The sequence below is a fragment of the Pseudomonas azerbaijanoccidentalis genome, assembly GCF_019145495.1.
GTDB lineage: Bacteria > Pseudomonadota > Gammaproteobacteria > Pseudomonadales > Pseudomonadaceae > Aquipseudomonas > Aquipseudomonas azerbaijanoccidentalis.
Genome location: NZ_JAHSTU010000004.1, coordinates 511706 through 525008, shown reverse-complemented (window position 1 = coordinate 525008; position 13303 = coordinate 511706). Strand labels below are relative to the sequence as shown.

At 59.9% G+C, this 13303-nt stretch carries 13 protein-coding genes; 6 read left to right on the top strand and 7 right to left on the bottom strand.

Annotation, left to right across the window (positions count from 1 at the left end; all coding sequences use genetic code 11):
- Positions 1-67: 67 nt before the first annotated feature.
- The 5 genes from KVG88_RS16630 to KVG88_RS16610 all read right to left on the bottom strand — a co-directional run bounded on the left by KVG88_RS16630 (position 68) and on the right by KVG88_RS16610 (position 4811).
- Positions 68-2116: a GGDEF domain-containing protein gene (locus tag KVG88_RS16630; RefSeq protein WP_217872053.1), complete on the bottom strand. Its 2049-nt coding sequence runs from the start codon at positions 2114-2116 to the stop codon at positions 68-70.
- A complete protein-coding gene (locus tag KVG88_RS16625) occupies positions 2113-2991 on the bottom strand; it encodes an endonuclease/exonuclease/phosphatase family protein (RefSeq protein WP_150702326.1) in 879 nt (292 codons plus the stop codon). Before KVG88_RS16625 ends, KVG88_RS16630 begins: the two co-directional genes overlap by 4 nt.
- 14 nt (positions 2992-3005) lie before the next feature.
- Positions 3006-3647, bottom strand: coding sequence for a thiol:disulfide interchange protein DsbA/DsbL (locus tag KVG88_RS16620; RefSeq protein WP_217872052.1), 642 nt, complete (start codon positions 3645-3647; stop codon positions 3006-3008).
- Between the two features lie 200 nt (positions 3648-3847).
- A complete protein-coding gene (locus tag KVG88_RS16615; protein WP_150702329.1) occupies positions 3848-4477 on the bottom strand; it encodes a c-type cytochrome in 630 nt (209 codons plus the stop codon).
- A 43-nt stretch (positions 4478-4520) separates the two neighbouring features.
- Positions 4521-4811: a c-type cytochrome gene (locus KVG88_RS16610; RefSeq protein ID WP_217872051.1), complete on the bottom strand. Its 291-nt coding sequence runs from the start codon at positions 4809-4811 to the stop codon at positions 4521-4523.
- Positions 4812-5002: 191 nt separating this feature from the next.
- On the opposite strand from KVG88_RS16610, the gene yihA reads away from it, so the two are divergent.
- A complete protein-coding gene (gene yihA / locus KVG88_RS16605) occupies positions 5003-5647 on the top strand; it encodes a ribosome biogenesis GTP-binding protein YihA/YsxC (protein WP_217872050.1) in 645 nt (214 codons plus the stop codon).
- Between the two features lie 322 nt (positions 5648-5969).
- Here yihA and polA read toward each other — a convergent pair whose 3' ends face one another.
- Complete coding sequence (polA, locus tag KVG88_RS16600; protein WP_150702332.1) at positions 5970-8780, bottom strand: DNA polymerase I; 2811 nt, start codon at positions 8778-8780, stop codon at positions 5970-5972.
- Positions 8781-8854: 74 nt separating this feature from the next.
- Here polA and KVG88_RS16595 point away from each other — a divergent pair, with 74 nt between their 5' ends.
- Together KVG88_RS16595 and KVG88_RS16590 are read left to right on the top strand one after the other, a co-directional pair.
- Positions 8855-9145, top strand: a complete 291-nt coding sequence (locus tag KVG88_RS16595) for a DUF2782 domain-containing protein (RefSeq protein WP_150702333.1) — start codon at positions 8855-8857, stop codon at positions 9143-9145.
- A gap of 57 nt (positions 9146-9202) precedes the next feature.
- Positions 9203-10156, top strand: coding sequence for a homoserine kinase (locus KVG88_RS16590; RefSeq protein WP_150702334.1), 954 nt, complete (start codon positions 9203-9205; stop codon positions 10154-10156).
- A gap of 81 nt (positions 10157-10237) precedes the next feature.
- Here the strand turns inward: KVG88_RS16590 and KVG88_RS16585 are convergent, their stop codons facing one another.
- On the bottom strand, positions 10238-11158 hold the full coding sequence (locus tag KVG88_RS16585) for a zinc ABC transporter substrate-binding protein (RefSeq protein ID WP_217872049.1): 921 nt from the start codon (positions 11156-11158) through the stop codon (positions 10238-10240).
- A 66-nt stretch (positions 11159-11224) separates the two neighbouring features.
- On the opposite strand from KVG88_RS16585, the gene zur reads away from it, so the two are divergent.
- From zur to znuB, 3 genes are read left to right on the top strand one after another with little or no spacing between them, the layout of a single operon-like run.
- Positions 11225-11707, top strand: coding sequence for a zinc uptake transcriptional repressor Zur (zur, locus tag KVG88_RS16580; protein ID WP_150702336.1), 483 nt, complete (start codon positions 11225-11227; stop codon positions 11705-11707).
- Positions 11707-12492, top strand: a complete 786-nt coding sequence (gene znuC / locus KVG88_RS16575; RefSeq protein WP_150702337.1) for a zinc ABC transporter ATP-binding protein ZnuC — start codon at positions 11707-11709, stop codon at positions 12490-12492. Before zur ends, znuC begins: the two co-directional genes overlap by 1 nt.
- Complete coding sequence (gene znuB / locus KVG88_RS16570; RefSeq protein WP_150702338.1) at positions 12485-13273, top strand: zinc ABC transporter permease subunit ZnuB; 789 nt, start codon at positions 12485-12487, stop codon at positions 13271-13273. Before znuC ends, znuB begins: the two co-directional genes overlap by 8 nt.
- Positions 13274-13303 lie beyond the last annotated feature (30 nt).

The window sequence follows — 13303 nt, the reverse complement described above, 5'->3', positions numbered from 1 at the left end:
TGTAACGTACTGCCTTGTATGCCGCGGCCCATCGCGGACGATTTAAATAAAATGGAACAATTGGCGCTTAACCCAGCTCCACTCGGTTTCGCCCGGCGTTTTTTGCTCGATATAGCGCCTGATCGGCTCTTTTAAGTACCAGATCGCTGTGCTCGCCGGGCTTGAACGCGGTCAGCCCCATTGAAATCGTGATCGTCACCCGCTCACCCTTGAAGTGAAACGGGCAGGCTTCGATGGACGCCCGCAAGTGTTCGAGCAGTTTCATCCCCGCTGCCGGCACGGTGGAGGGCAGCAGGAGAACAAACTCTTCGCCGCCAAACCGGGCAATGAAATCCGACCCGCGCAACCGCTTGCGCAGCACAGTGGCGATGATTTTCAGCACTTTGTCACCCGCCAGGTGACCATAGTTATCGTTGATGCGTTTGAAATGGTCGAGGTCGAGCATGGCCAGCATCAGCGTATTACCGTGTTGCTGCCATTGGCCGACTTCATGCTCCAGCCGTTCGCTCCACGCGGCGCGGTTGGGCAGTCCGGTGAGCGGGTCGATCAGGGCTTTCTGCCGCTGTTCTTCGAGGTGTTCACGGAAACCTGAGGCTTCCTGCTCCATGTGCGCGACGCGTTCGGCCAGGCTTTGCAGGCGTGCAGCGACTTCTTGCTCGCGTTCGTCACGCTGCTTGCGGTGCTCGTCCATGGTGCCGAGCAATCCTTCCAGATGGTTTTCCAGAACGTGCTTGAGGTCTTCCAGGTCCGCCGCTTCGTGCATGCTGGTTTGCAGGCCATCGACCTGTTCGCGGATTTGCGTGTCCAGCGCATGCGCGGCCGAGCGGCTGTCGGCATGGTCGGCGCTGGCCGCTTGCAGGTTACTCTGGAACGATTCGAGGCGTTCATTGAGCCGCAGCAAATACGCTTCGAATTCATGCTGGCCGCTGTCCGAAATCGCCAGCATCAGGGTTGCCAGATCATCGAGGATCGGCAGCAATTCGTACCAGTTCAAGCCGTTTTTCAGGCGATCACGCATCGATTCAGCTTGTGGCCGATGGCGCTCGGGCAGGGTGAGATCGTCGAGCAGGCCGAGCAAGGTGTCTTCGATGTGCTTGGCGACCGAGCTGTAGGACGGCTCGGGCGAGTCCGGCAACGCGTAAAACATGTCGTGCCCGACGTGTTCTGGGTCGATAGGTTCGACGGCCGCTGGCAGCGACGAGGAGGGTAGCGGAGCAGGGGTCAGCTCGTCAGGATTGAGGGCTGGCTCAATCTCGGGCGCGGTCTCGGCGATAGAGGCTGGCGGTTCCTCGGGCTGTTCACTGTCTGTTGCGAGCTCTGCCTCGGGGACTTTCTGCAGCTTAACGGTCGGAGGAACGAACAGTGCGACAGGATCGGGCTCTACCGGCTCTGCAGATGTCGGGGTTGCTTGTGTTTCGGCGACCGGAGTGGGTTTGACCGGCGGCTCCACAGCCGCCAGTTCAACTGGGGCGGGAGCTTCGCTGGTTTTTGCAGACGTCGCAGCAACTGCCGGTGTCGGCACTGGTTCGGCGGGTGCCGCACTGGCAGCTTGTTCTGCTGGGGCGGTGACCGGTTGTGTTGCCTCATCGGCATCGCGATGGCCAAACAAGCGTTGCAGCAGGCCGGGGCGTTCGGGTTCTGCCGGGTTTTCCAGCTGACTCAGGGCTTTACCTTGCAGGCCGCTCAGTTCGCTGAGCAGCAATGGGATCTCGCGGGCCGGGCTGACGCGGCTGTCCAGTTGCTTGGCAAAGTTCTTGAGCGGTCGACTGACTTCCCGGGGCAGCGGTAATGTTTGCAGTTGAGTGACCAATGCGGTCAGCGCGGCGCTGGTCTGGTTGACCCGGGTTTCCCTGCGTTGCTCGGAGTCGAGCACGGCTTTTTCCAGGCGCGGGAGCAGGGCGGCCAGGCCGGCGTCCATGTCGTCGGTGCGTACGACCTCGCGCATTTCCTTCATGCATTGGTCAACGGCGCGATCGGTACCTTCTGCTGCCAGGGTGCTGCGCACGAGCCCGCGGCGCAACAAGTCGAGCCGGGCGTCCCAGCGACGTTCGAGCTTTTCCTGTTGTTCGATGCTTTTGAGGTACTTCTCTTTCCAGCGCTGTGTTTCTTCGCTCATTCATGGGATCCGCGAGGGGCAGGACTCAACGCGGGCAATGCATCGGCCGTGAGCGAACCCGGCAGACGAATCTCTACCGCGACCGGCAGGTGATCGGAAATGGGTTGGGCCAGCACCTCGACCTTTTCAAGGGTCAGGCTCGGGCTCAAGAGAATATGGTCCAGGCAGCGCTGCGGGCGCCAGCTGGGGAACGTCGCTTCCAATTGCGGGGCCAGCAGGCCAAGGTCGCGCAACGGAGAGTTTTGCAGCAGATCGCTGGCATGAGTATTCATATCGCCCATCAGGACCTGATGTTTATAGCCGCCGATGACTTCGCGGATATAGGCCAATTGCAGGCTGCGGGCGCGGGCGCCCAGCGCCAAGTGCATCATCACCACCACCAGCGCTTCCGGGCCTTCGCCGAAACGCACCAGAATCGCCCCGCGACCTTTCGGCCCGGGTAGCGGATGATCTTCGATCGCCCACGGGCGCAGGCGGCTGAGCACACCGTTGCTGTGCTGGCCGAGTCGACCGAGATTGCGATTGAGTTGTTGGTACCAGTAAGGGAAGGCGCCGAGCTGCGCCAGGTGCTCGACTTGATTGACGTAGCCTGAACGCAGGCTGCCGCCATCGGCTTCCTGCAAAGCGACCAGATCGAAGTCGCCCAGCAGATTGCCGATCTTTTGCAGGTTGTCGGCCCGCCCGGTATGCGGCAGCAGATGCTGCCAGCCCCGGGTCAGGTAATGTCGATAGCGCTCGGTACTGATACCGACCTGAATATTGAAGCTGAGCAAGCGCAGACGGCTGTCTGCGGGCAGGCCCGTCGATTCCAGATGATGCTCGTTGACCCGCGGATCATGCAGGCCAACGATGCGTTCAGTACCCCAGCGGCGCATGGCAGGTGCTGCCTTTAGTTGGCGGCAGCCTTGTTAGCCGCTCGCTCTTTGTCGACCAGTTTATCGGCCAGTTGCAAGGCTTGCTCGGCACCGCCGGCAGAGCCCACGTCAAAGCGATACTTGCCGTTGACGATCATGGTTGGCACGCCGGAGATTTCATATTTCTTTGCAAGCTCTTTGGCTTTGTTGATCTGGCCCTTGATGGCGAAGGAGTCAAACGTGGCGAGGAACTTGTCTTTGTCTACGCCCTGGGTGGCCAGGAAGTCCGCCATGTCGTTCTTGTCGGTGAGCTTCTTGTGTTCTTTCTGGATCGCTTCGAAAACGGCAGCGTGCACCTTGTGCTCGACGCCCATGGCTTCGAGGGTCAGGAACATTTGGCCGTGTGCGTCCCATGGGCCGCCGAACATGGCAGGGATGCGGACGAAGTTCACGTCCGAAGGCAGCTTCTCTACCCAAGGATTGATCATCGGCTCGAACGCGTAGCAGTGTGGGCAGCCATACCAGAACAGCTCCACCACTTCGATCTTGCCAGGCACGGCTACTGGAACCGGGTTGCTCAGTTCGACGTAAGGGGCGGCTGGTGCTTCGGCGGCCTGGGCAGTCATGCCAAACAGGCTGGCAGCGGCAAAAACGGCGCTGATGATCAGATTACGCATGCTTCACTCCTGGACAAATTTTATCGCCTCGCGCGACCTGTTTTCAGACAGGTTATGGCGGGCTTGAGTTCTGTAGTGTAACGGCAGCGGCCACAAAAAAGGGCGGCCTAAGCCACCCTTTTTATACTTGCTGCGACGGATTAATCGAGCGTTAACGTTGCAAGAGATGTATGCCTTGCGCAACGCCCGATTCGCCGGTCTTAGTGCAGGCCCTGAATGTAGCTGGACACTGCTGCGATGTCTTCGTCGCTGAGTCGCTTGGCGATCGTCTGCATGGTTTTTACATCGCCGTCGTTGGTACGGCCACCTTCTTCCTTGCGGAAATCTGTCAGCTGCTTGGCGATGTATTGAGCATGCTGGCCACCGAGGTGCGGGAAGCCGGCAGCGGCGTTGCCCGCGCCGTTTGGAGAGTGGCAGCCGGTGCAGGCTGGCAGGCCTTTGGCCAGGTCACCGCCACGGAACAAATTCTCACCGCGCTTGACCAGTTTTTCATCGGCGGCGCCGACGCTGCCTTTTTGGCTGGCGAAGTAGGCAGCAATGTCTGCCAGGTCCTGATCACTCAGGTTGGTCAGCAGGCCGGTCATTTCCAGAACGGTGCGCTTGCCCGACTTGATGTCGTGCAGTTGCTTGGTCAGGTAACGTTCACCTTGGCCGGCCAGTTTTGGAAAGTTTGGCGCCATGCTGTTGCCATCCGGACCATGACAGGCGCCACAGACGGCTGCTTTGGCCTGGCCTGCGGCGGCGTCACCAGGTTTGACTGGCTCACCTGCGGCATGGGCCATGCCGGAGATTCCCACGGTCAACAGCAGACTCACGATCAATTTCTTCATCAGCTAATCCAACTACGGCTAAGGGTTAAGTTATGGACCGGGTTTACTCGCTCATCCAGTGGATGATGGCTTGGTAATCCTCGGCACTGCAGTCCATGCACAAACCACGCGGCGGCATCGCCTTGAAACCCTGGGTCACGTGTTGCACCAGCGTCTCCATACCTTGCGCCAACCTCGGCGTCCAAGCTTCCTGATCGCCCTTGCGGGGCGCCATGGGTAGTTGGCCGGAATGACAGGCACCACAAACACGGTTGTACACAGCTTCCGGATCCTGTGTAGCCTGCGCGCTGTAAAGCGGTATCAGGACACCGGCAGCTAGCAGCCATTTCGTCATAAAACGACCTTTTCAGGGTTGAGAGCGTTCTGCGTTCTAATGCGCAATCAAGGTCTATCGCTCCCGTGAACTTCATCCTGCGTTGGGACAAAGCGCACACAAAATCTGCGGCATTATATACTGGCGTCACTGAAACGGAAGCGACACTGCTTGCCGCGCCCATTCCTGGCGCCGCCCACATCGGAAATCCCATGCAACTCAAGAATCCCATCCTCGGTCTGTGCCAACAGTCCACCTTCATGCTCAGCGCCGCCAAAGTCGACCAATGTCCGGATGACGAGGGCTTCGAAGTCGCCTTCGCCGGGCGTTCCAACGCCGGCAAGTCGAGTGCGCTCAACACCCTGACCCACGCCAGCCTGGCGCGCACCTCGAAAACCCCGGGGCGCACACAGCTGTTGAACTTCTTCAAGCTAGACGATGAACGCCGTCTGGTCGACCTGCCGGGCTACGGTTATGCAAAAGTACCGATCCCGCTCAAGCAACACTGGCAGCGTCACCTTGAGGCCTACCTGGGTGGTCGCGAGAGTTTGAAGGGTCTGATTCTGATGATGGACATCCGTCATCCAATGACCGATTTCGACCTGTTGATGCTCGACTGGGCCGTTGCGGCCGGCATGCCGATGCACATTTTGCTGACCAAAGCCGACAAGCTGACCTATGGCGCCGCCAAGAACACCTTGCTCAAGGTTCAGGCAGAAATCCGTAAGGGCTGGGGTGATCTGGTGACCATTCAGCTGTTTTCGGCGCCAAAACGCCTGGGCCTGGAAGAGGCCTACACGGTGCTGGCGGACTGGATGGAGCTGGCGGACAAGGGGGTCGAGGCAGCGGCGGAGTAGGTGTTGAAGCTGCCTGTGGGGTGCCCGGGCAGTTTTCTTCAGGCAAAAAAAACCCCGGACTTCTTATGGGGAGGGGGAAGTTCCGGGGTTCAAGTTCTAGACCGCTAGGGCGGGGTCCAGATATCTGCCAACACTTAACACAACATAGGAGCATCGAAGGGCTTCACCAGCCATTCAGTAACTCTGAGTGGTGAATCTCCAGATTAGTTCAGATTTTTTTCGAATGCCTTTGGAATAATCCCAAGCGCGTTCTGGACTAAGCGCCCTTTGACCCTTCTGCCGCGGCACTATGCCGCAGCAGGAGCGCTGTGTTTCATCCGGCTTAGTGAGCCTCGTCCCAGTTATTGCCCACGCCAACTTCCACCAGCAGCGGAACATCGAGCTTCGCGGCGCCGCTCATGTGCGCGCGAATTTCGTTGCTGACCTGATCGACCAAATCTTCACGCACCTCAAGAACCAATTCATCGTGCACTTGCAGAATGACTTTGGCGTCGAGGCCTGATGCCGCCAGCCACTCATCCACGGCCACCATGGCTTTCTTTATGATGTCTGCCGCAGTGCCTTGCATCGGTGCGTTGATGGCCGTGCGTTCAGCAGCGGCGCGTTCCTGTGGCTTGTTGGAATTGATCTCCGGCAGGTACAAGCGCCGACCGAAGAATGTCTCGACATAGCCTTGCTCCGCCGCCTGTGTACGGGTGCGGTCCATGTATTGGCGAACGCCCGGGTAACGGGTGAAGTACGTATCGATGTACGCCTTGGCTGTCTTGGTATCGACACCAATGTCTTTACCGAGTTTCTGTGCACCCATGCCGTAGATCAGGCCGAAGTTGATCGCCTTGGCGCTGCGGCGCTGGTCGGAGGTCACGTCGGCCAGTTCCACCTTGAAAACCTCGGCGGCAGTGGCGGTGTGCACGTCCAGATTGTGGCGGAAGGCGTTCATCAGGCCTTCATCCTTGGACAGGTGCGCCATGATCCGCAGCTCGATTTGCGAATAGTCGGCCGCCAGCAATTTGTACCCAGTCGGGGCCACGAAAGCCTGGCGGATACGACGCCCTTCGGCGGTGCGCACCGGGATGTTCTGCAGGTTCGGATCACTGGAGGACAAACGCCCGGTGGATGCGACCGCCTGGTGATACGACGTGTGAATTCGACCGGTGCGTGGGTTGATCTGCTCCGGCAGGCGGTCGGTGTAGGTGCTTTTCAGCTTGCTCATGGAACGGTATTCCATCAGCACTTTTGGCAACCGGTAGTCGTCCTCGGCCAGTTTGGCCAGCACTTCTTCAGCGGTGGACGGCTGGCCCTTGGCAGTCTTTTTCAGTACCGGCAGGCCGAGCTTTTCATAGAGGATCACGCCGAGTTGCTTCGGTGAGCCGAGGTTGAACTCTTCACCGGCGATCTCGAAAGCTTCGCGTTCCAACGCAACCATCTTGTCGCCCAACTCGATGCTCTGGACGCCCAGCAGCGCCGCGTCGACCAATGCCCCTTGGCGTTCGATGCGCGCCAGCACCGGCACCAGCGGGATCTCGATGTCAGTCAGCACACTGGCGAGGCTCGGGATCGCTGTGAGCTTTTCGAACAGTGCCTGATGCAGGCGCAAGGTGATGTCTGCGTCTTCGGCGGCATAAGGGCCAGCCTGTTCCAGGGCAATCTGATCGAACGTTAGCTGCTTCGCGCCTTTGCCGGCGATGTCCTGGAAACTCACGGTGGTGTGGTCCAGGTACTTCAGCGCCAGGCTGTCCATGTCATGGCGTGTGGCCGTGGAATTGAGTACATAGGATTCGAGCATGGTGTCGAACGCGATGCCACGCACGGTGATGCCGTTCGCCTGGTCGCCGCCGATAGCGCAGTTGGCCAGGATGTTCATGTCGAACTTGGCGTGCTGCCCGACCTTGAGTTTGTTCGGGTCTTCCAGAATCGGCTTGAGCGCGCGCAGCACGGTGTCGCGATCCAGTTGCTCGGGTACGCCGATGTAGGAATGGGTCAACGGGATGTAGGCTGCTTCGTTGGCCTGCACGGCGAACGACAGGCCCACCAGTTGTGCCTGTTGCGCGTCGATGCCGGTGGTTTCGGTGTCGAAGGCAAACAGCTTGGCGTTGTTCAGTTTTTCCAGCCAGACATCGAAGCGCGCTTGATCGAGGATGGTTTCATAAGCGGCTTCAGCAGCGGCGGCCGGTGCTTGGGCTTCGACTTCGGGTTGGCTGAACAGATCGGCGGCCGGCGCGGGCTCGGCGGCAGCGCTCAGTTCCAGACGTTTGGCGTCGCGATCAAGGTCGTTCAACCAGCTCTTGAATTCCAGCAGGCTGTACAGCTCGTAAAGTTTCGCCGGGTCTTCGGCACCCATTTTCAGGTCATCGAGGCCGATATCCAGCGGCACGTCGACCTTGATAGTCGCGAGCTGATAGGACAGGAACGCCATTTCCTTGTGTTCTTCAAGCTTGGCCGGCAAGGTCTTGGCGCCGCGAATCGGCAGGGTCGGCACGATGTCGAGCTGCGCATAGAGATCGGTCAAACCACCGTTCACACCGACCAACAGGCCGGAAGCGGTCTTCGGGCCAATGCCCGGAACGCCTGGAATGTTGTCGGACGAATCGCCCATGAGCGCCAGATAATCGATGATCTGCTCGGGAGCGACGCCGAATTTCTCCTTCACGCCCTCCACGTCCATGCTGCTACCGGTCATGGTGTTGACCAAGGTAATGTGCCCATCGACCAGTTGCGCCATGTCCTTGTCGCCGGTGGAGATGATCACCGGGCGGTCTGCGGCGGCGCTGCTGCGGGCCAGCGTGCCGATCACGTCATCGGCCTCGACGCCGTCGACGCACAGCAACGGGAAGCCCAGGGCGATCACGCTTTGGTGCAGTGGCTCGATCTGCACGCGCATGTCGTCGGGCATGCTCGGACGGTTGGCCTTGTATTCGGCGTACATGTCATCGCGAAAAGTCCCGCCCTTGGCGTCGAACACCACGGCGAACGGACTGTCCGGATACTGCTTGCGCAGACTCTTGAGCATGTTCAACACGCCCTTGACCGCACCGGTCGGCAGGCCTTTGGAAGTGGTCAGCGGTGGCAGCGCGTGAAAGGCGCGGTACAGGTAAGAAGAACCGTCCACCAGGACGAGGGGGGCTTGGCTCATGAGCAGGATCAACCTTTTCGGCGGGTCCGGCGCTAGAATAGCGGGACCGTTGACGACAAAGGGACAAGGTTATCATGCGCACACTAAATCGCCTGTTGCTGGCTGGCTTGTTTGCAATCACTCCACTGGCCGTCATGGCCGCGGACGATGCACCCACGCCGGAACCGGACGTGACCATTCGCACGGAAGGTGACAACACCATCAAGGAATACCGCCAGAATGGCTTCCTGTATGCCATTCAGGTCACGCCGAAGGGCGGAAAACCCTATTTTCTGGTGCGCGCTGACGGAACAGATGCAAACTTTATCCGCTCGGATCAGCCCGATATGCTGATTCCGTCGTGGAAGATTTTCGAGTGGAAGTAGTTTCTTAATTTCAACCGGCGCTGGCTCAACAGCGGCGCCCGTACTGGCAGCTTAAACATGTCTGTGTTCACCCCCCTGGCTCGGCCCGAGCTGGAAGCTTTTCTCGCCCCTTATGGCCTCGGCCGCCTGCTTGATTTCCAGGGGATTGCCGCCGGTAGTGAAAACACCAATTTCTTTATCAGCCTGGAGCAGGGCGAATTCGTTCTGACCCTGGTCGAGCGCGGCCCGGTTCAGGAAATGCCGTTCTTCATCGAACTGCTCGATGTACTGCATGACGCCGACCTGCCGGTGCCTTACGCCATCCGCACCACCGACGGCGTGGCCTTGCGTGAACTGGCCGGCAAGCCTGCACTGTTGCAACCGCGCTTGGCCGGCAAGCACATCAAGCAGGCCAACGCACAACATTGCGCGCAGGTGGGCGAGTTGTTGGCGCATCTGCACCTGGCCACTCAGGCGGGCAACATGATCAAGCGCAAGACCGATCGTGGCCTGGACTGGATGCTGGAAGAGGGCACGCAGTTCCTGTCCCATGTGAATCCCGAGCAACAGGAACTGTTGCAGCGAGCACTGGAAGAAATCACCCAGCAGAAAGAAAAAATCCTGGCGCTGCCTCGCGCCAACATCCACGCCGACCTGTTCCGCGACAACGCGATGTTCGAAGGCACGCACCTGACCGGGTTGATCGATTTCTACAACGCTTGTTCGGGGCCGATGCTCTACGACGTGGCGATTGCCCTGAACGACTGGTGTTCCGACGATGACGGTTTGATTGATGGACCACGAGCGCGGGCCTTGTTGGGTGCTTATGCAGCGCTACGCCCATTCACCGCTGCAGAAGCCGAATTGTGGCCAACCCTGCTACGGGTGGCGTGCGTGCGATTCTGGTTGTCGCGGTTGATTGCGGCGGAGTCCTTCGCGGGGCAGGACGTGTTGATTCACGATCCGATGGAGTTTCAATTGCGCCTGGCGCAGCGGCAGACGGTCAATACACCGCTGCCTTTCGCCCTCTAAACGCAAAAGATCGCAGCCTGCGGCCGCTCTTACAACGATAAATGTAGGAGCTGCCGCAGGCTGCGATCTTTTTTTTCAGGGTTACAACGACTCCAGGCACCCCGCCAAATCATTGCCCAATTTCTCCAGCACTTGTTCATACCCCTGGGCAGTTGCCGGGGTGTACCCGCCCAGCGCATCCAGCTCTGCCAGTTTCACCGGCAAACCCGTCACCAGGGTTTCGGCCAAACGCGGGCGCAGCGGCGGTTCGCTGAACACGCAGGTCTTGCCCACTTCCTGCAATCGCGTGCGCATGGCCGCCACGTGCTGGGCGCCGGGTTGTACTTCGGCCGCGACGCTGAATACACCCGCGTGCTTGAGGCCGTAGGTGTCTTCGAAGTAGTCGAAAGCCTCGTGGAACACGAAGTAAGGTTTGCCCTCAATGCCGGCCAGGCGTTTCTTCAGCCGCAGGTCGAGGGCGTCGAGGCGCTCATCGAACGCCTTGAGGTTGCTCTGGTAGCGCGGGGCATTGGCGGGATCGGCTGCACTGAGGTCGGCTGCCATTTTCGTGGCGATAACTCGGGCGTTGATCGGTGACAGCCACAAATGTGCGTCGAGGCTGCCGGGGCGGTGATCGTGGTCGTGTTCGTCGGCTTCTTCGGCATGAGAGTGGTTATCTTCGGCGAAGTGGCGCAATTTCAGACCGGGCAAATCCTGCACGGCGACGCTCGGCAGCGTACGACCGTTCAGCACGCGGGGCAGGAAACCTTCCATGTCCGGACCGATCCAGTAAAGCAGGTCCACCGATTGCACCTTCCGTACGTCGGAAGGGCGTAACGCGTAATTATGCGGCGAAGCGCCGGGCGGCAGCAGCACTTCCGGAATCGCCACGCCGTCCTGCACAGCCGCTGCGATCAGTTGTAGCGGCTTGATGCTGGTGAGGACTTTTACCTCGGCTTGAGCCGGGCCAATCAGCAGGAAACTTGCGATAAAGGCGACAAAGATAGAAAAAATTCGGGACACGATGACCACTCAAAGAGGCGAGAACGGGTAACATAATAACGTCTCTCACAAACCTCGTCGCCGCTCATGCCTAAAACACCGATTGCCAGCCGTCCCCACGACCACTCTCATTGCGTGCACAGCGCTCTGTCTGAGGCCGATGCCCTGTGCGCACGTCAGGGTTTGCGCCTGACCGCGTTGCGGCGGCGGGTGCTGGAGCTGGTGTGGCAAAGCCACAAGCCATTGGGCGCCTACGACATTCTTGCCGTGCTCAGTGAGCAGGATGGCCGCCGTGCAGCGCCGCCCACCGTGTACCGCGCGCTGGATTTCCTGCTGGAAAACGGCCTCGTGCACCGCATCTCTTCGCTCAACGCCTTCATCGGCTGCAATCATCCGGAGCACGCCCACCAGGGCCAGTTCCTGATCTGCCGTGAATGCCACGCCGCCATTGAACTCGAACAGAAATCCATCAGCGACGCGATTGTCACCAGCGCCCAGGACGTCGGGTTTGTCGTCGAAGGCCAGACCGTCGAAGTGATCGGTCTCTGCTCGGGCTGCCAGGGGGCTTGATGAGCAACGCGCTGATCCGTCTCGAACAGGTTGCCGTTACGTTTGCCGGGCAACCGGTGCTGGATAACATCGAACTGAGCGTCGAGCCGGGGCAGATCGTGACCCTGATCGGTCCCAACGGTGCGGGTAAAACCACGCTGGTGCGTGCCGTGCTTGGCTTGTTGAAACCCGACAGCGGCAGCGTCTGGCGCAAGCCCAAACTGCGGGTCGGCTACATGCCGCAAAAACTGCATGTCGATCCAACCCTGCCGCTTTCGGTGCTGCGCTTCTTGCGTTTGGTGCCGGGCGTGGACCGTGCGATGGCTTTGTCCGCACTCAAGGAAGTCGGCGCCGAACAGGTGATCGACAGCCCGGTACAAAGTGTTTCCGGCGGTGAGATGCAGCGCGTATTGCTGGCCCGTGCGTTGCTGCGCGAACCGGAACTGCTGGTGCTCGACGAGCCGGTACAAGGCGTTGATGTGGCCGGGCAGGCCGAGTTGTACAGCTTGATCACCCGCCTGCGTGACCGCCACGGCTGCGGCGTGTTGATGGTGTCCCACGATCTGCATCTGGTGATGAGCACCACCGATCAGGTGGTTTGCCTCAATCGGCATGTCTGCTGCTCCGGCCACCCGGAACAGGTCAGCGGTGATCCGGCTTTCGTCGAGCTTTTCGGAAAAAACGCACAAAGCCTGGCGATTTATCACCACCATCACGACCACGCCCACGATTTGCACGGCTCGGTGGTCAAGGCACCCGCGTCGGGCCATAACCACGTTCACGGAGATAGCTGCAAGCATGGCTGATTTTCTGCTCTACGCCCTGCTTGCAGGTCTGGCTCTGGCAGTCGTTGCTGGGCCGTTGGGGTCTTTCGTGGTCTGGCGGCGCATGGCCTATTTCGGCGATACCCTGTCCCACGCCGCGTTGCTGGGTGTGGCGTTGGGTTTCCTGCTGGATGTCAGCCCGACCGTTGCCGTCACCGTAGGCTGCTTGCTGTTGGCGGTGTTGCTGGTGACCTTGCAACAGCGCCAGCCGCTGGCGTCCGACACGCTTTTGGGAATTCTCGCACCCAGCACCCTCTCTCTGGGTCTGGTGGTACTAAGCTTCATGCACGAAGTGCGGATCGACCTGATGGCTTATCTGTTCGGCGACTTGCTGGCGATCAGTCCGACCGATCTGGCCTGGATTCTCGGCGGTAGCGCAGCCGTATTGGTCTTGCTGGTCGCTTTGTGGCGGCCATTGCTGGCGATTACGGTGCACGAGGAACTGGCCAGGGTCGAAGGTCTGCCAGTGGCCGGTTTGCGCATGGCACTGATGTTACTGATCGCCGTGGTGATTGCCGTGGCGATGAAAATCGTCGGCGTGCTGTTGATTACTTCGTTGCTGATCATCCCGGCGGCTGCGGCACAACGTCACGCCCGTTCACCGGAACAGATGGCACTGGGCGCGAGCCTGCTGGGCATACTCGCCGTGTGTGGCGGGCTGGCGCTGTCCTGGTTCAAGGACACCCCGGCCGGCCCGTCGATTGTTGTGACGGCCGCCGCACTGTTTCTGCTGAGTTTTGTTCTGCCCCGTCGAGGGGTGTAGACTTGCTCGTTTTTTGCGCAAATAGAGAGT